General features: G+C 62.4%; 11 protein-coding genes. 2 read left to right on the top strand and 9 right to left on the bottom strand.

Annotated features, from left to right (window positions below):
• Nucleotides 1-43 precede the first annotated feature (43 nt).
• From IF204_RS04955 to IF204_RS04930, 6 genes are all read right to left on the bottom strand, one after another.
• Entirely contained in the window at nucleotides 44-718 is a 675-nt protein-coding gene (locus IF204_RS04955; RefSeq protein ID WP_194095154.1) for a DUF4167 domain-containing protein, read from the bottom strand.
• A 203-nt stretch (nucleotides 719-921) separates the two neighbouring features.
• Nucleotides 922-1,767, bottom strand: coding sequence for a peptide chain release factor N(5)-glutamine methyltransferase (gene prmC / locus IF204_RS04950; protein ID WP_194095153.1), 846 nt, complete (start codon nucleotides 1,765-1,767; stop codon nucleotides 922-924).
• Nucleotides 1,764-2,819, bottom strand: a complete 1,056-nt coding sequence (gene prfA / locus IF204_RS04945) for a peptide chain release factor 1 (protein WP_194095151.1) — start codon at nucleotides 2,817-2,819, stop codon at nucleotides 1,764-1,766. The genes prmC and prfA overlap by 4 nt, the downstream gene beginning before the upstream one ends.
• 31 nt (nucleotides 2,820-2,850) lie before the next feature.
• Complete coding sequence (locus tag IF204_RS04940; RefSeq protein WP_194095149.1) at nucleotides 2,851-3,303, bottom strand: DUF1499 domain-containing protein; 453 nt, start codon at nucleotides 3,301-3,303, stop codon at nucleotides 2,851-2,853.
• 5 nt (nucleotides 3,304-3,308) lie between these two features.
• Nucleotides 3,309-4,274, bottom strand: coding sequence for an agmatinase (gene speB / locus IF204_RS04935; protein ID WP_194095147.1), 966 nt, complete (start codon nucleotides 4,272-4,274; stop codon nucleotides 3,309-3,311).
• 54 nt (nucleotides 4,275-4,328) lie between these two features.
• Nucleotides 4,329-6,191: a glycoside hydrolase family 15 protein gene (locus IF204_RS04930; protein WP_194095145.1), complete on the bottom strand. Its 1,863-nt coding sequence runs from the start codon at nucleotides 6,189-6,191 to the stop codon at nucleotides 4,329-4,331.
• Between the two features lie 209 nt (nucleotides 6,192-6,400).
• Here IF204_RS04930 and IF204_RS04925 point away from each other — a divergent pair, with 209 nt between their 5' ends.
• Entirely contained in the window at nucleotides 6,401-8,209 is a 1,809-nt protein-coding gene (locus IF204_RS04925; protein ID WP_194095143.1) for an ABC-F family ATP-binding cassette domain-containing protein, read from the top strand.
• 96 nt (nucleotides 8,210-8,305) lie between these two features.
• Here IF204_RS04925 and IF204_RS04920 read toward each other — a convergent pair whose 3' ends face one another.
• The 3 genes from IF204_RS04920 to mazG all read right to left on the bottom strand — a co-directional run bounded on the left by IF204_RS04920 (nucleotide 8,306) and on the right by mazG (nucleotide 17,281).
• Nucleotides 8,306-15,121: a putative Ig domain-containing protein gene (locus IF204_RS04920; protein WP_194095141.1), complete on the bottom strand. Its 6,816-nt coding sequence runs from the start codon at nucleotides 15,119-15,121 to the stop codon at nucleotides 8,306-8,308.
• 247 nt (nucleotides 15,122-15,368) lie between these two features.
• Nucleotides 15,369-16,373, bottom strand: coding sequence for a Fe(3+) ABC transporter substrate-binding protein (locus IF204_RS04915; RefSeq protein WP_194095140.1), 1,005 nt, complete (start codon nucleotides 16,371-16,373; stop codon nucleotides 15,369-15,371).
• Nucleotides 16,374-16,444: 71 nt separating this feature from the next.
• The gene (gene mazG, locus IF204_RS04910) at nucleotides 16,445-17,281 is read right to left on the bottom strand and encodes a nucleoside triphosphate pyrophosphohydrolase (protein WP_194095138.1); all 837 of its coding nucleotides are present in this window, start codon (nucleotides 17,279-17,281) and stop codon (nucleotides 16,445-16,447) included.
• A 65-nt stretch (nucleotides 17,282-17,346) separates the two neighbouring features.
• On the opposite strand from mazG, the gene IF204_RS04905 reads away from it, so the two are divergent.
• Complete coding sequence (locus IF204_RS04905) at nucleotides 17,347-18,510, top strand: M20 aminoacylase family protein (RefSeq protein WP_194095136.1); 1,164 nt, start codon at nucleotides 17,347-17,349, stop codon at nucleotides 18,508-18,510.
• The last annotated feature ends 106 nt before the right edge of the window (nucleotides 18,511-18,616 follow it).

The raw sequence follows: 18,616 nt of genomic DNA, 5'->3' as shown, positions 1-18,616 counted from the left end.
TCCCCCCTAACAAAAACCCCGGCGCGATGGCCGGGGTTGATGTTTACTCTGCTGCGGCCGGGCTGTCATCCGACGGCGCGTCGTCAGCCTTGGCGCGCGGTTTGCGCGGTGCACGCGGTTTGCGCGGCTTGGGCTGGCTTTCGGGCGTGTCGACCAGCGCGCTTTCTTCGCTCGCGTCGTCGTTGGTTTCGATCACGTCGACAGAACCTTGGTCGGCCTTGTGCTCTTTGTGCTCACGCGGTTGGCGCGGCTTGCGCTGACGCTGCGGCTTGCCTTCGGACTTCGCGTGCTGCGCTTCGTCCTGCTGCTTGGGCTGCTCGTCATTCGCAGGCTGCTCTGCAACTTCGGGCTGGTCGCCCGAACCGTTGGCAGCGTTTTCCTGCGCCTTCAGGCGCTCGGAGCGTTCGCGGTCACGCTCTGCCTGACGGCGGCGGTTTTCCTCTTCCTGCTCCTCGCGGGCCTTGTCGACCTCGCGCTGCGCTTCGGCGAGCATACGCAGATAGTGCTCTGCGTGCTGGGCGAAGTTCTCGGCGGCCACACGGTCACCGGCCAGCTGCGCGTCGCGGGTCAGCTGGTTGTATTTGTCGATAATCTGTTGCGGCGTGCCGCGTACTTTACCGTCGGGACCCGAGCTGTCGAACACTCGGTTGATAATATTGCCGCCGGACGGACGGTTGTTGCGGTTCTTACCGCGGGACCGGGATTTTGAAGATCTCATGAACGTGCTTTCGTGCAGCGTTAGAAGTGCGTTGCGCTATGGCCCTACCGCTTAACCGCGGGAGATCGAAGCCGTGCGTGTTTAGGCTAGCACCAGTGGGGGGCCGAAGCCCGCTTCCGTCTGATACATCTCACTAAGCAACTCAGGCAGGTGATTACAAGCGGAAAAGCGAATTTAGCGCCGAAAATAAGCGAATACCTGCTTCAATCGGCGGTTTGACACCCAATTACCACACGATCGCGGCCATCAAGGTCGGACACGATCCGAACCCCCGTCAGCCCCGCCGCGCGGAACAGTCCTGCGACTTCGGCGCCTTGGGAAGGGCCGATCTCTACGATGAGTCGGCCACCGGGTGCGAGGTGCTGCGGCGCGGTGCGCGTGATCTCGCGGTAACAGGTCAAGCCGTCGGCATTGTCAGTCAGCGCGAGGTGCGGCTCGTAGTCCAGAACCTCGGGCGACAGGCCGTCCATTTCGTCAGCGGCGATATACGGCGGGTTGGACACGATGAGGTCGATCTGCCCCTCGATCCCGTTCAGCCAGCTTGTGTTCAGGATCACAGCGCGTTCGGACAGGCCAAGCGCATCGGCGTTGTCCTCGGCCACGAGGCAGGCATCTTTGGAAATGTCCGTACCGACACCCTGCGCGTCCGGCATTTCTGCAAGCAAAGTCAGAAGGATACAGCCCGAACCTGTTCCAAGGTCGATCACCCCATGAAACGGTTCCTGAAGCGCGACCTCAATCAGGATTTCCGTCTCGGGACGCGGGTCGAGCACGTGGCGGTTCACTTTGAAGTCACGCCCGTAGAACGCGCGGCGACCGATCAAGTGGGACACAGGCTCGCGCGCGGCGCGGCGCAGGATCAGCGCAGCAAAGCGGGCCTCTTGGTCCTCGGTTACGGGATCGGGCAGGATCAGCGTCAGACGGCCTGCCTCCACCCCGCAAACATGCGCGAGGATACGGCGGGCATCGCGCGGCGCGTCGGGCACGCCAGCGTCATTGAGCTGCCGCACGGCCTGCGCCAGAACGATGGATCCGGTGGGACGGCTCACCCTTCCATCTCCGCCAGCAAGGTGGCCTGAGCGTCAGAGATCAGCGCGTCGATGGTTTCGTCCAGATCACCCTGCATCACCTTATCCAGTGAATAGAGCGTCAGGCTGATGCGGTGATCGGTCATCCGGCCCTGCGGGAAGTTGTAGGTGCGGATACGCTCCGAACGGTCGCCCGAACCGACCTGGCTCTTGCGGTTAGCGGAGCGTTCGTCGTGGACCTTCTGGCGCTCCATATCAAAAAGGCGCGTGCGCAGAACCTGCATCGCGATCTCGCGGTTGCGGTGCTGCGATTTCTCGGAGGATGTGACGACGATCCCTGTAGGCAGGTGCGTAATCCGCACAGCCGAGTCCGTCGTGTTGACGTGCTGACCGCCCGCACCGGACGAACGCATGGTGTCTATACGGATGTCGTTGGCGTTGATCTGGATGTCGACATCCTCGGCCTCCGGCAGCACGGCGACCGTTGCGGCAGAGGTGTGGATACGCCCGCCGCTTTCGGTTTCGGGCACGCGCTGGACGCGGTGAACACCGGATTCGTACTTCAGACGGGCAAAGACGCCCTCGCCCGCGACGCGCGCAGTGACTTCCTTGATGCCGCCAAGTTCGGACAGTTGTTCTTCGAGGATCTCGAACTTCCAGCCGCGCCCTTCGGCGTAGCGCTGGTACATCCGCAGCAGATCACCCGCAAAAAGCCCCGCCTCGTCACCGCCCGTTCCGGGGCGGATTTCCATGATCGCGGGGCGCGCATCGGCAGCGTCCTTGGGCAGCAGCGCCAGTTGCAGCGCGTGCTCCATTTCGGGGATGCGGGCTTTGAGCGCAGGGAGTTCTTCTTCCGCGAGGTCGCGCATCTCGGGATCTTTGAGCCAGCCCTCGGCCTCCTCAAGGTCGGCAACAGCCGAGCGGTACGCGTTGATCTGGTCAACGACGGGCTTGAGTTCGGCATATTCACGGGAAACCGTGACGATTTCGGCGGCGGACGCACCTTCGTTCAGCTTGGCTTCGAGGTATTCGAAACGCTGGCTAATTTGTGCGAGTTTATCTTGCGGGATCATGCGGTGGACATGGCGCGGAACGCGCCGTGCGTCAAGCGCCCTCGGACAGTCCCGCTTGGCGCAGCCAGCCGTCGACGCGCTTCTTGTTCACGCCCATATCGCCTTTGCCGAAACGCGAACGGGCGTAGAGCACGATCTCCCAGATGGGTGCCTCGCCTGCCATGCGGTCGAGCCGAACGGTGGTGTAATCGGGGTAGCCCATCAGTTTGGAGCGGGTTTCATAGGTGACCATGTGATCCTCGCGCGAGCCAGCAATAATCACGGTGCGGTCGGTCGATCCCATCGCCTCGAACAGACGGTCGATCTTGGTCTGGTCGGCGGTACGCACCACGGCGATGTGGGAATTCAGCCCTGTCTCGCTGCCGCTTTGGGGAATGTTGTCCGGCATACGGTGCCATTGCGCGGCGTCGGTCGGCGCGATGCGGACCCAGACAGCGAACAGCAATACCAACAGAACAACAACGGCAACGATCCAGAACAGCATTTTCATCACTTTCCTTTCAGGCGCCACGCGATGAGCGAACACAGCTCCATCGCGACGTGGGCGCCAGCGACAGCGGTGATGTTGCCATGATCGAACGGAGGAGAAACCTCGACCACATCGCCGCCAACAATATTGATCCCCGCCAGATCCCGCAGAACTGCAGCAGCCTGCCAGCTTGCCAGACCGCCCCAGACGGGCGTGCCGGTGCCGGGGGCGTAGGCGGGATCGAGCGCGTCGATATCAAACGTCACGTAGGTCGGATTGTTCCCGACGAGCGCTTTGGCTTGCTCCACGACATGGGCGATGCCCTTTTCGTGGACGGTGCGGGCATCGATGTAATTCATGCCGCAATAGTCGTTGCATTCGGTGCGGATACCGATCTGGACAGAGCGTTTGGGGTCCACGAGACCCTGCTTGACCGCCTTGTACATAAAGGTGCCGTGGTCGATCCGGTCGTAGTCGTCATCCGCCCAGAGGTCGGAGTGCGCGTCGAACTGGATCACAGACATGGGGCCGTATTTCTCGGCATAGGCGCGCAGGATCGGCAGCGTGATGAAGTGGTCGCCGCCCAAGGTCACACTTGCGGCACCGGAGCCGAGGATCGTCTGGATGTGCTCGGTCACAAGTCCCGGAAAGCTCGGAGTGTGGGCGTAATCGAACGGCATGTCGCCGTAGTCGATGATCGTCGTTTCGCCCAGCGGGTCGAACGGCCAGCCGTAGGGCGGATCGTAGGGCTGGAGCGTCGACGCCTCGCGGATCGCGCGCGGGCCGAGGCGAGTGCCGGTGCGGTTCGTGACCGCTTGGTCGAACGGGATGCCAGTGACCGCGATTTCGACGTCCGTCAGGTCCTTGGTGTAGGTGCGGCGCAGGAACGAGGTCGCGCCGCCGAATGCGTTTTCATAAGCCAGACCGCGGCGCTCTTTGCGGGTGAATGCAAGGTCGACCTGTTTCTTTGCGTCTTCGAGCGCCATGGGAGACTCCTTTTGATCAAATCTGCCTCACAGAGCCTCATTGCCGCGCGGAAATCAAGCGTCCCTCTTTGCCAGTGCGTCCCGTAGCGCCGCGGCCGCCGCGATCATGCCTGCGTGCGAAAATCCCTGCGGGAAATTGCCGAGCATCTGTTTGGTCACGGGGTCGTATTCTTCTGCCATGAGACCCAGATCGTTGAAGCCTTCGAGCATCCCGTCGATCTGGCGGGCAGCGTCGTCGCAGCGCCCTGCCCGCGCGAGGTAATCGGAAGCCCAGAAACCGCAGACGACAAAGGTGCCCTCGGTGCCGTCCAGACCGTCCACACCGTCGGCGTAGCGGCGGTAATACGGTCCGTCCGCGAGCTCGTCCGTGATCGCCTGAAAGGTCGAGACCATGCGCGGATCGTCCGCTGCGATGATGCCGATACGCGGGAGCAGCAGAACCGCAGCGTCCAGCCAATCACCGCCGATCGCGCCCATAAATGCGCCGCGCTCTTCGTTCCAAGCGTCCTCGAGCACGGTGCGTTTGATGACGTTGGCCTCTTGGCGGAAGGGGTCAGGATTGTCCTCGATGATGCCGCGTTCACAGAGCAGGACGTAGCAATCGAGCGCCGACCAGCACATCGCCTTGGAATAGGTGTGGTGACGGCGCGATCCGGGCATTTCCCACAGGCCGTTGTCTGGGAGCGTCCACTGGTCGCGCACCACGCGGGCGAAACCTTGCAGCAGCTGGCATTCACTGTCGGACAGCGTGCCGCCGCCATCCACGTAGCATACCGCCGCGTAGAGCATAGAGCCGTAAACGTCGAGTTGTAGCTGGTCCATCGCATCATTGCCGCGAATGATGGGACCGCTGCCGCGATAGCCCTCATACGCCGTCAGCGGTTCGGGATCGGGACCGGAGCGGCCACGGATGTCGTAGAACGTGCCAAGCTGCGGCGCGGTCTCTCGGCTCGCTTCCATCAGCCAGCGGAAGAACGCGGTGCCTTCGGCGGTGAAACCGAGGTCGAGAAACGCATTGAGCACGAAGGCCGCATCCCGCAGCCAGCAATAGCGGTAGTCGTAGTTGCGAATGCCGCCGATAGTTTCGGGCAGGCCCACCGTGGGGGCCGCGACGACTGCGCCTGTATCGGCGTGTGTGAGAAGGAGAAGCGTAATCAGGCTGCGTTCGACATAGGTGCCATACGGGCCGTCGTAGTCGAAGTCCTGCAACTTGTCCTCCCACTGGTGGGCAACACGCTCGAGCGTTTCCCACGCGGCTCCTTCACCCATCGGACCGCATTCGTTTTCGGTGTAGGTGATGACGAGGTAATGGAAGGACTTCGGCTCCAGCTTTTGACGCAGCCGCAGCGTGCCGCCGCAGGTGCGCTCCAGCGGGAGGTCGGTTTCGATAAGGACCTCACCGTTGGCGGTGTCGCAATACCACAGCCCGTTTTCGTCCTTTCGGAGGTGAGGCAGCACGGTGCCGAAGTTCGGGCGAGGCGCCACGGTGATGTCGATTTCCGGCTCGCCGTCGGTGACTTCGATCAGGCGCAGCACACGGTGCCCGCGCGTCAGGCACCCGTCCACGGGCAGGTCCATCGCGTCAGAGACCTTGATCGCGCCAGCAGGCGTTTGGTGGAGCGTCTCCAAGATTGGCATCCGGTCGCGGTAACGGCGGCTGATGGTGCGCTCGCCATCTTCGGGTTCGGCCAGAGCCACGCGGCAGACACCGCCGCGATACCGGTCGAGGAGTTCGGCAAAGATCGCGTCCCCGTCGAACTGCGGCATACACAGCCAGTCCAGCGAGCCGTCCCCTGCAATCAAGCCCACTGTCGAGGTATCCCCGATGACTGCGTGATTGCCGATCGGGATGTAGCCTTCGTGCCGTTCGGTGGAAATGCGGGTGAACGGCGTCGGCTGGGCAATGTCTTTTGGCACGGGGATGGTCCTTATGATCTGGGGAGGAAAGCGCCGGTGAGCCGCAGCGGTTCCGTGCTTTGCTGCAAGCGGAGTGTTCGCGGGGTGGACTTGCGCGGTATGGGGCGCTGCCCCCTCTGGTCCTGCGGACCATTCACCCCCGGGATATTTTCGGCACAAAGGCAGGCAGGGGCTTGCGCGTTCTGGGGCGGCGGATTAGCTGCTGCGTCATGGCACGTGCACCCCTACTCCAGCTCACCGATATTTCGCTCACCTTTGGCGGCGATCCTGTTTTCGAAGACCTTTCGGCCATTGTGCAGGAAGGCGACCGCGTTGCGCTGGTCGGTCGGAACGGATCGGGCAAGTCCACCCTGATGAAGGTGATGGCCGGTCTGATCGAGGCCGACAAAGGCGACCGTGTGATCCCTGCGGGCGTAACCGTCGGTTACATGGAGCAGGACCCGACCATGGAAGGCTTTGCAACGCTGGGCGATTACGCCGCGAGCGAGCTGGACGAGGCGGAACGCTACCGCATCGAAATGGTTGCCGAGGGGCTCAAATTTGATCCTGCGCGTTCGGTCGAAACCGCATCGGGCGGTGAACGCCGCCGCGCTGCGTTGGCCAAGCTGATGGCCGAGGCGCCCGAGTTGATGCTTCTGGACGAGCCGACGAACCACCTTGATATTGAGGCGGTGCAGTGGCTGGAGGACCAGCTGAAGAATACCAAGGCGGGATATGTTCTGATCTCACACGACCGCGCATTCCTGCGCAGCCTGACCCGCGCGACGCTCTGGATCGACCGCGGGATGGTGCGCCGTCAGGAGACCGGCTTTGACGGGTTCGAGGCATGGCGCGACAAGATCTGGGAAGACGAGGACGTCGCCCTTCACAAGATGGATCGCAAGATCAAGGCCGAGGCGCGTTGGGCGGTCGAGGGCATCAGCGCCCGCCGCAAGCGTAACCAAGGCCGTGTGCGTGCGTTGCAAGAGATGCGCGCCGACCGTGCGTCAGTCATCAAGCGTCAAGGCACTGCGGCGCTGCAACTCGAGAGCGGGCCTGTTTCGGGCAAGAAGGTGATCGAGGCGCGCGGGCTGACCAAGGCATTCGATGACAAGCAGATCGTCAAGGGGCTCGACATCATGGTGCAGCGCGGTGACCGCGTGGCATTTGTCGGTCCGAACGGCGTCGGCAAGACCACCGTCATCAAGATGCTGCTGGGTCAGGAAGCGCCCGACGAGGGCACCGTGTCGCTGGGCACGAACCTTGAAGTCGCTGTGTTCGACCAGACCCGTGCGCAGCTTGATCCCGAGATGAGCCTTTGGGACAGCCTCACGGGCGATCCCGAAATGCGCGTTGGCGGACGTGCGGATCAGGTGATGGTGCGCGGCAATCCCAAGCACGTTGTGGCGTACCTCAAGGACTTCCTGTTCGACGAGGTTCAGGCGCGCGCGCCGGTCAAATCGCTCTCGGGCGGGGAAAAGGCGCGTCTGCTACTGGCCAAACTGATGGCGAAGCCGTCGAACCTTCTGGTGCTCGACGAACCGACCAACGATCTGGATATCGAGACGCTCGACCTGCTTCAGGAACTGCTCGACAACTACGACGGCACCGTGATCCTCGTGAGCCACGACCGTGACTTCCTCGACCGTGTGGCGACGACCACCATCGCGATGGAAGGCAATGGCAATGCCACCGTTTATGCGGGCGGGTGGAGCGATTATCTGGCGCAGCGCGGCGAGCAGACCAAGCAGGACAAGGTCGAGAAGGCCGAGAAACCGAAAGCGGAGAAGCCCAAGGCCGAAACCCGCAAGTCGGGTCTGACTTTCACCGAAAAGCACCGTCTTGAGGCGCTGCCCGCCGAGATCGACAAGCTGACCGCAGAGATCGGGAAACTCGAAGAGCTGATGGCAGATCCGGAGCTGTTCACCAAACAGCCGGTGAAGTTCCAGAAGGCGACGGAAGCGTTGGTGCAGCGGCAGGACGCGCTCGCCGCTGCGGAAGAGGAATGGCTGCTTCTGATGGAAAAAGCAGAGGCTTAACCGTTTGCGAGCGGGACTTGGACCGGAAGGTCGAGGAACGCCCTACATAGCATTCAGAATTTCAAAAGGGCGGCCACTTGGGCCGCCCTTTGCATTTTAGTAGTTGGCCTCGAGCGTCACCCCGACCGAGACGTTGCCGTTCTGGTCTGTGGTCAGGTTCACGCCGCTGGTGCCCTGCCCGTCCATGATGAGACGGCTGCGGCTGACGTCGAGCGTGAAGCTGTCGCGTTCGTCCATCACCTCGTAATCGAGGCGCAGACCGTAGGCGATGTCGTCGCCGCGCGTGGCGTAGCGATAGTCGATATACGCCCCCGCGCCGCAGGTGGCAGAGGCGCCCAGCGAGCACGAGACGCGCGGCGCGATTTCGATGCGGGTGAAGGCATCGGCTTCGGCATCGTAGCCGCCGGTCTGGTAGATCAGCTCTCCGAACAGGGTGGAGCCGTCGTAGTCGCCGATATCGAGGTCGCCGACTTCGCTGAGACCCAGTGAGGTCACGGTGACTTCGGTGCTGCCCGCACGGGCATGGGCGGTGTCGATACCGACGCGCGGGACGAGCGTGAAGGTCTCGAATTCGGTCTCGCCCGACAGGGCCACGCCGCCGAAGAGCGCGCTGTAGGTGTACTCGCCCGCCGCATTCGCCTGCTGGCTTTCGAAGTCGAGCGTGTAGTTGTGACGGCCCACGGCGAGCGCGCCGTAGTAGTCGATGAACAGCGTCTCGTTCAGGCGCGATGCACCGTAGAGACCGCCATTGACGCCGAAGCCGCGGATGATGCCGTCAACGTTGCCCGTGTCGATCTGCGCCTGACGCACATAGCCGCCGTAGAACCAACCGCGGAGGTCGTCTTCGGTGGTCATGCGTTCGTGCAGACGGGTATAGTTGAGGGTCAGCGCGGTGCCGTAGTCCTCGGCGTAGTGCACCTCGAAGTCGCCTTCGGTGATGATGCGCTCCTCGCTCATGCAGTTGAAGACATCCTCGCGGAAGGAGCCGTTGGTGTTGAACTCGCCGTTCACCACTTCGGCCATGCCGCTGACGTCGAACGCCTCGTTGACGCCGCAGCGCAGGTGGTCCTGACCTTCTTTCAGGCGATCAAGCGCACCCTTGGCGATGCCGTCGAAACGGTCCTGCTGTTCCTGAATGGTCTGCGAGAAGTCGTCTTGCAGAACAGCGGTCAGGTCGTCACGGATCGCGTCGATCAGGCTCTCGGCGATGGTGACGGACGCGGTGAGGTTGGCGCTGACGCTCGACAGGGCCGTGGCATCGTCCGACGACGTGATCGACGCAAGGGTCAGGATCACGGTCTCGTCGGCTTCGGACAGGGTGTCGGACTGCACAGTGATCGTGATGTCCGCGCTGGTGTCCCCTGCCGCGATGGTCACAGTGCCCGAAGGCGCAGTGTAGTCGCTGCCCGAGGTCGCGGTGCCCGACATGGTGTAGGCAATCATGGTATCAACGGCAGAGACGCGGCTCTGGCTGACGGTGAAGGTCAGGTCGGTGGTGCCGCTGGTCGGCTCGTCGATGTTGGCCGGACCGGTCAGCGTGACGGTGTTCACACCGCAATCCGCAACGGGAAGGTTGTTGCCGATGACCACGGGGTCGCCCGCTTCGATGTCGAAGACGGTGTAGAACGCGGTCGGGGTGCTGTCGGCCAGATAGCCGGTGCTGCCATACTCCGAAGAGCCGAGGCTCGCCGGATCGTCGGGCAGCAGCGTGGTCAGATCCAGCGTGCCCGAGGACGCCAGCGCACCGGCGGTCGGGTAGTCGGACGGGTATACGATATCCATCGTGTAGGTGCCCGGCTGGGTGACGAACCACTGGTACCGCCCGTCGGAGCCGTCGAGCTCGATGCGGATGTTGTTCTGGGTGCCGACCGTGGAGTTCGAGCCCGCCGGACCCGTCACCACGATGCCGCCGCCGGTCAGAATACGGCCATCGTCCTCGCAATAGAAATAGCCCTCGGGGTCATAGTCATCCGCGTCCATGATGCCGTCGCCATCGCGGTCGGCGGTCATGCTTTCGTGGGCGTCGTTGATCCCGTCACCGTCGTTGTCGGTCATATCGGATTCAATGATACCCGGCAGGCTGTCGGCCAGGTTCAGAACGGTCACGGTGATCGTGACGGTCGAGGTGTTACCCGCCGCGTCCTCCGCCGTGATGACGAGGTCATAGACGTTGTCCGCGCCGTTATCCGACGGATTGTCGTAGTCCGGTGCGGTGAGGAACACGAGGCGACCGCCGCTGATGGCAAAGAGAGCGCCATCGGTGCCGGAGATCGTAATCGTCGCGGTCTCGTCCGTCGTGACCGAGGTCACGTCAGTTTCGTTCTCGTCGATCTGGAAGTCCATGCCGTTCGAGGCCGTCGCACCGCCCAGCGAGATCACAGGCGAGATGTCGTCAAGGTCGAGCACGGTGACTTCGACGGTGATGGTGGTCACGTTGCTCGACGTGTCAGTCGCGGTGACCTCTAGCGCGTAGACGTTGTCCTCCGCCGTGCCGAAGCTGTCGAGCGGGGTCTCGTAGTCCGGCGCGCTGACAAAGGTCACCTCGCCCGCACTGCTGATCGCGAAGAGCGCGCCGTCGTGTGCGCCGGTGATGGCCCAGGTGACTGCCTCGCTCGCGGTGAGGTCGGTGACACCGGTCTGGTTCTCGTTGACGCTGACCGCGATGGTCGCGCCATCAGCGTTGGTGTTCGAGCCGCCGTCATAGCCGACCAGCGGCAGCGTGTCGTCAAGATCGGTGATTGTCAGCTTCAGCAGGAACGCCGTATCCGCACCGTAGATATTGGTCGCGGTGACGGTGAATTCGTAGACGTTGTTGGTGTCGCTGTCGGTCGGCGCCTCGTAGTCGGGCACCGCGTTCATGGTCACCGTGCCGTTCGACATGGTGAACAGGGACGCGTCGGTGCCGCTGATCGCCCAAGTGGCGGTGCGGTCCGAGGTGACCTCGATGCTGACGGCCGAATTTTCGGGGCGCGACAGTTCGATGGTGTTGGCATTGACCGCGCCGTAACCGGTGATCGTCAGCACGGGGCCGTCCTCATCCACGTCGAGCACCGTGACGGTCACGGCGACCATGGTCTGGTTGGTGGATGCGTCAGCCGCTGTGATTTCGACCACATAGGTGTTGTTGTTCGCCGTATCGCCTTGGTCAATCGGGGTCTCGTAGTCGGGCGCGCTGACAAAGGTCAGGTTGCCGCTCGTGTCGATGGCGAAGAGGCTACCGTCGGTGCCGCCGAGCGACCACGTGACGGTTTCGTCCGAAGTGAACTGACCCACTGCCGTTTCGCGCTCGTAGATCGAGGTCGCGACAGCGGCGGCGTTGGCGTAGGTGGTGGTGTCAAAGATGATCGCAGGCGCGACTTCATCGAGGTCGGCCACGGCAAAGGTCACGTCTACAGCGACCGAGAGGTTGTTCGCCGCGTCCCATGCCTGAACGGCGTAAGTGATGGTGTTCGGCGTGGTCTCGTAGTCGTTCGCCGCCGGAACGGGACCGGTGTTCAGCGTGACGTTACCCGCGCTGTCGATGGTGAACGAGCCGTCGACCGAGGTGGCGCTATTGGAGCCTTGGAACTTGAAGCCGGTGACTGCGATATTGTCGGTCGCGGCCACGGTGCCGATGATTGCGCCGTCGGCCTGGTTCTCGTCATAGGTCAGGGTCTGACCTGCGGTGACGGTGGGCGCGGTGGAGTCGGGACGCGCGTTCACAACGATGTCGAAATCGTCAGTGGCGGTCAGCGAGCCTGTGTCGGTCGCGGTCACGCGGACCGAGATCGTGCCGACATCCGCGTCCTGCGGCGTGCCGGAGAACGTGCGGGTGGATGCGTCGAAGGACAGCCAGCTCGGGAGCGAACCGCCGCTGGTGAGTGTGGCCGTGTAGGTCAGCACATCGCCCGTATCGACGTCGGTGAAGCTGCCTGCCGCGAACTGGTAGGTCAGCGTCTGGAGCGCGGTCACGCTCTGGTCCACCAGCGCCACAGAGAGCGCAGGTGCATCGTTGGCGTCTGCCGCGACGATGGTGTAGGTGCCCGTGCCGCTGGAGAAGGCTGTCGTGCCACCGTTGGTCGACACGTTAGTTGTGTTGATCGACAGTGCGGTGGACGCGGTGCCCGTGGTCTGGTCCCACGCGCGGAACGTCAGCATGTAGCTCGCGCCGTTGTCGCTGTCGGTGACCACACGCAGGTACGCGTTTTCGTCCAGCAACAGCGCGCTGCTGTCGGATACGGTCGAAACCGAGCTCCAGCTGCTATTGTCGAACGAGTACTGCCAGCCGTTTGCCGAGCCGGATATATTGGTGATCGCGATGCCGAGCGTATCGCCGTCAGCATCGCCAGAGGTGACCTGGCTCAGGAGGCTGGCGACAGTGATCGCCGTGCTGGTGTCGCCTTCGGTCAGGCCGGTGCCGTTGTAGTTACCCGAAACGGTCGGCGCGACGTTGGCCGCAACCGAGGTGCCCACGTTGCCGAAGGGGTAACCGATCGAGAAATCGAGGCCATAGTACGCAACGCCCGTCGCCGAGGTGTCACCCACGGAGATCGAGATGCTGGAAAATTCGTCGTAGAACACGCGCGCACGGATGTCGTTGAACTCGTCCGAACCGGTCGCCGCTGTGATGTTGCCGCCAACCGTGGTGACGAAACGGGTCACGCCCGCGGACGGCACGGTGGTGGTCACGTCAGACGTGCTCGACAGCGCATAGGCGTCGATATTGGTAAAGTCGGTGTATTGACGGCCCGAGGACGAGGCCCCTGCACCGTCGAGGTCATAGGTGTTGATGTAGACATTCTGTAGCGTCACCGGAACGCCGCCGGCGTCGAAGAATTCGAACTTGAAGGTCGCATATCCGCCGGGGCTGGAAACGCTGATGTTCGGCTGGAAGAAGTGCGTCTCCGAATACGGGTTCGCGGTGGAGTCGAAGGTCGAAACCGTTGCATTCGACAGCGCGGTCAGGGTGACGGTCGCGTCGACCTGCTCGGTCCCGATGGTGATGACGTTGCTATAGGTACGGGTCGAGTTGAGCGAAGTGCCCGTTCCGGTGCCGGTGCCAGCAAAGCTCAGCGCCGCGCCGTTCACGTCGAGTGTCTGCGGCGTGGTGCCGACAATGATATCGAAGGCATCCGAGACCGTGCCGCCGCTGTTGTCGGTCGCGGTGACTTCGATCGTCACAGTGCCGCCGTCAGCGTTCGCGGGCGTGCCCGAGAAGGTGCGCGTGCCACTGTTGAATGACAGCCACGACGGCAGCGACGCCTGTCCCTGCTCTACCGCAGCGTAGCTGGCGATAGTGCCATCGGCGTCGCTGAACGAGCCGCTGGGGAACTGGTAGCTGAACGCGGTGTAGGCTGTCGCGGTCTGGTCGCTGAGGCTTGTGACTACAACGGGGTAGATGTTGGTCGAGTTGATCGAAGTGGAGTTTGCCGAGGTCAGTCCACCCGAAGTTGCCCTCAGCGCGATGGTGTTCGAGGCAAGAGAGTCGTTGGTATACTGGACCGTCAGACCGGTGAAGGTCGACGAACCGCTGGCAGGAGTGATGGTGACAGTGGTGCCGCTGCCGTCCGCATCACCGGTGCCGGTCAGGCTGTTCACTGTGCCGTCGATGGTGCCGTCGTTGGGGTCTGTGACACTGAGCACGATGTCAGTCGAATAGCCCGTATCCACGGTGCTGTTCGCATCTACCGCCTTAACCACGGGCACGGTGGTGAAAGAGGTGGAGGCCGCGCTGGTGATGCTGGTCGGCGCGGGCTCGGTGGTGAAGACGAGCTTGGTCGCAACAACGTCCGAGGTCACAGCGTTCGACGGGCTGACGCTCAGGCCGCTGGACGAGGCGCCATCGGTGGTCAGGGCAAAGCTCTCTTGGTCCGCGGTGGCGGTGTAGGCGATATCGGTGAAGGTCGCCACGCCGTTAACGGCCGATTTTGCCGTCCCGCTGAGGCTACCGCTGCCCGACGACAGCGACAGGGTCACGGTGCCGGTGTAGGCCACGTCGGTGTTGCCGAATGCGTCCTGCGCGGTGACGACCGGCTGCGTGGCGAGCGTCGCGCCGCTGGTCGAACCTGCGGGCTGCGTGGTGAACACATGCTTCGTCGCGGTGACATCCAGAGTGGTGCCCGTCCCGTTGGTCACTGCAGAGGTGGAGCCGAACGCCGTACCATTCGACACGGTAACATCCGTGTCACCATCGACAGACAGGATGACCGTGCGGTCTTCGGTGACGGCGGAGTTGTCGTTGTAGAAAGCGTTGACGGTGTAGGTCTCGCTTGCTCCGTTTGCGACACTGATGCTGAGGCCGGAGAAGGTGATGGTATCGGAGCCCGAATTACAAGTACCCGTGACGTTGCTCGCGTCGGGACCGTTCAGCCGAAAGGTGATGTTCCCACGGTCGGCGTCGGTCGATGTGCCCGTGACGTTGAGTACGATCTGGCTGATGTCCATCGACTGACCGTCCGAAGAGCCTCCATCCCTGATCGTAAAGTCGAAAATATCGACTGCTTCGCCAGTCGTGTCGATGGTCGTGTCGAGTCCCACAGGCTCGGTGACAGTGCCAGCGGCGGTCAGGTTGCCGTCGGAGTCGGTTCCGCTGGTGATGGCGGTCCACTCCGCAACGGTGACCATCCACATATTATCAAATAATGAGCTCGCCCCTCCCGCACTCGTAAACGTGACAGTTGTTGTGCTCATACATTGAATACCACTCTGGGAGAGTGAATACGTAAATCCGGCATTCAGATCGTAGCAATATCCCATGCTGTCAGTGACGGTGAAGGTATCACCGACGTTCACCGAACCCAGCGTCAGTTTCGAGCCAAAATCGACCGCATCACTGATATCAATCGTTCCCAAATTCGCCGCTGACACGGACATCGGCAGGACGGTCAGAGCGGCGAGGGCCAGACGGGAAAACGCGCGGGAGAGGACGGACATGGATCACCAAAGCTGAGCAAAACAGAGTTGGTCCAAGGCTTACACGCGGGCCGTGCGTGCTTCCGCAGGGCGATAGACGTTTTCCACAGTCTGTACGGTTAGCGCTTGGTCCAACGGTATGGGTTCTGCCCAAATTGATACCCGTAAGGTATTAGCAAACCTTGATGTGAGCGTCCGCTACTCCGCCATTCTCGCACAAAAAAGGGGGCCGAGGCCCCCTTCTGTTCAGTTTTGCAACTTGGCGGAATTACCCGTCGAAGTTGACCTCTTCCATAATGCGCAGAGCTTCGGCGCGGTGGCCTGCCAGCGTGGTCAGGTCCATGGTGTCGCGATCGAATTCACCCCAGCTTGCCACCAGATCCGACAGCGGCGCGCCTTCGAGCACCGGATATTCGTTGTTGGCTTCGGCGTAGATGTGCTGCGCCTCTTCCGACACGAGGAATTCCATCAGCTGGATGGCTTCGTCCTTGTTCGGAGCGGCCTTGGTCAGCGCAACGCCCGAGACGTTGATGTGGGTGCCTGCGTCCTCGAATTCGGGGAACACGATGCGGACCGAGTTGGCCCACTCGACCTGCTCGGGATCGGCGAGCATCTGGCCCATGTAGTAGGTGTTGCCGAGCGAGATATCGCACTCGCCAGCCCAGATCGCGCGAACCTGAGCGCGGTCGTTGCCTTCGGGCTTGCGAGCGAGGTTCGCCTTCACGCCAGCAGCCCATTCGCGGGCATATTCTTCGCCGTGGTGAGCGATGATGGCCGAGAGCAGCGCGAGGTTATAATCGTGCACGCCCGAACGGGTGCAGATGCGGCCTTCCCACTTGGGATCGGCGAGGTCTTCGTAGGTGGTGACTTCACCGTCGGCCACGCGCTCTTTGCTAGCGTAAACGATGCGTGCGCGGGTGGTCAGCGCGAACCACAGGTCGTCGGGGCTGCGCAGGTTTTCGGGGATCGAGTTGTGCAGGATTTCGCTGTCGACCGGCTGGATCACGTCGGCATCGACGATCTGCTGGAGGTTCGCGATATCGACGGTCATCACGAGGTCGGCGGGCGAACGTGCGCCTTCTGCCTTCAGACGCTCGACGATGCCCTGCTGGACGAATGCGAGGTTCACGTCGATGCCGGTTTCGGCGGTGAACTCGTCGATCACCGGCTGGATCAGTTCCGGCTGGCGGGTGGTGTAGATGTTGACATCGGCCAGTGCGGGCGCTGCGACCAGAGTGGCGGCGGAGGCAAGGAAGATATTGCGCAGGTTCATCGGAGTCTCCAAATCAGTTTGGAGACCGTAAACCCGACAAAAATACTTTGGTCAATAGTTGACTGAACCGCTCACGTATTCTTGGCCACCTTATCCTCGGCCTTCGCCTTGTCCCAGAACATGTCCATTTCTTCGAGGTTACTCTGCTCTGGCGTTTTGCCGATTGCTGCAAGACTGTCTTCTATCTTGTTGAAACGGCGCACGAACTTGGCGTTGGCCTTGCGCAGCGCGCCCTCCGGTTCTACACCCAGATGGCGGGCAAGGTTGGCGACGACGAACAGCAGATCGCCCACCTCTTCTTCGACCTCATCCTGCGTCAGCTTGTCTCGTGCCTCGACCAGTTCTTCGGATTCCTCGCGGATTTTGTCGATGACCTGATCGGTGCTTGGCCAGTCAAAGCCGACGCGGGCAGCGCGTTTTTGCAGCTTCACCGCGCGAAGCAGCGCAGGGAGCCCCACCGCCACACCGTCCAGCACACGGGTTTCGGCCTTGGCGGCGCGCTCTGCGGCTTTCACCTCTTCCCAGCGGTCGACCTGATCGTCGGCGGAGAAATCGTTGCCCTCCGCCCCGAACACATGCGGGTGGCGGGAGACCATTTTATCGCTGATCGCCTGCACCACGTCCTGAAAATCGAAAAGCCCCGCCTCGTCCGCCATCTGCGCGTGGAACACGGATTGGAACAGCAGATCGCCAAGCTCGCCGCGCAGTTCGCCCCATGCCTCGCGCTCGATGGCGTCGCCGACTTCGTAAGCTTCTTCAATGGTGTAGGGGTAGATCGTGGCAAAGGTCTGCTCGACGTCCCAAGGGCATCCGTTCTCCTTGTCACGCAGGCGGCGCATGATCTCGACCAGACGGTCGATGCCCGCAGAACTGTCGTGGACCAGTTTATCGGAAGCTTGGTCATCCATTGCAGATACTCGCATTTTCAGATTGGTTGCAGCCAACGTAGCTACCCAAGCAGAAGAGTCCACCCATGCCCGTCATCAACCGCATCGCCGATTTCGCCTCCGATATGAAGGCATGGCGTCGTCACTTGCACGCCCATCCCGAACTGGGCTTCGAGTGTCACGAGACCGCGGCGTTCGTGAAAGAACGGCTGGAGGAATTCGGCGTGGACGAGATCCACACGGGCGTCGCGAAAACCGGCGTGATTGCTGTGATCAACGGTCAGGGTGACGGCCCGACCATCGGTCTGCGCGCCGATATGGACGCGCTGCCCATTCTGGAGACCACCGGCGCCGAGCACGCGTCGACCAACCAAGGCAAGATGCACGCCTGCGGCCACGATGGTCATACGGCGATGCTCCTCGGCGCGGCGAAGTATCTGGCGGAGACGCGCAACTTTTCGGGCAAGGTCGCGCTGATCTTCCAACCCGCCGAAGAAGCCGGCGGCGGCGCGGGCGTGATGGTCGAAGAAGGCGTTTTGGATCGTTTTGACATCAAGCAGCTTTACGCCGTGCACACCCTGCCCGACCTGCCCATCGGCCAGTTCGCCACCTGCCCCGGTCCGATCATGGCCGCCGTCGATATGTTCCACATCGACATCACGGGCCGCGGCGGTCACGTCGCTCATCACGAGGAAGCCGCCGACCCCATCGTCGCGGCCTGCGCCATCACAACCGCCGTGCAGACCATCGTTAGCCGCAACCGCTCTCCGTTTGACGATATCGTGGTGTCAGTGACGCAGATCCACACCGGCAGCGCCGACAACATCATCCCCGAGACCGCCTATATCAACGGCACTGTCCGCACGTTCTCCAAGGAGGTGCAGGCCATGGTCATCCGCCGTCTGGAAGAAATCAGCGACGGCATCGCGCAGACCTACGGCGTGCGCACGAAACTGCGCTACGAGACCGACTATCCGCCGACCTACAATCACCCCGCCGAGACCGAGTTCGCCGTGGCGACCGCGCGCGAAGTGGCTGGCGATGACGCGGTGATCGCGGACTTCCCCAAGTCAATGGGCGCAGAGGATTTCTCCTTCTTCCTCGACAACCGTCCGGGAGCTTACGTGTTCGTGGGCAACGGCGACTCCGCTTCGGTCCACAATCCGGAGTTCGATTTCAACGACGACTCCGCGCCGTTCGGGTCGTCCTATCTGGTGCGACTGGTCGAACGCGCACAGCCGCGCGGCTAAGGGACCGGCGGGCGTTAGCGCGCCCGCCCATTCCTGACTAAAACACTTTACTCACATTCCCGACTAATTTACTCAGAATGCAATGGTGGCCGAAAACCTGACTCGG

It is taken from the genome of Marivivens aquimaris (genome assembly GCF_015220045.1).
GTDB lineage: Bacteria > Pseudomonadota > Alphaproteobacteria > Rhodobacterales > Rhodobacteraceae > Marivivens > Marivivens aquimaris.
The sequence above is the reverse complement of the archived record's forward strand: the minus strand, read 5'-3'. Positions and strand labels throughout refer to the sequence as shown.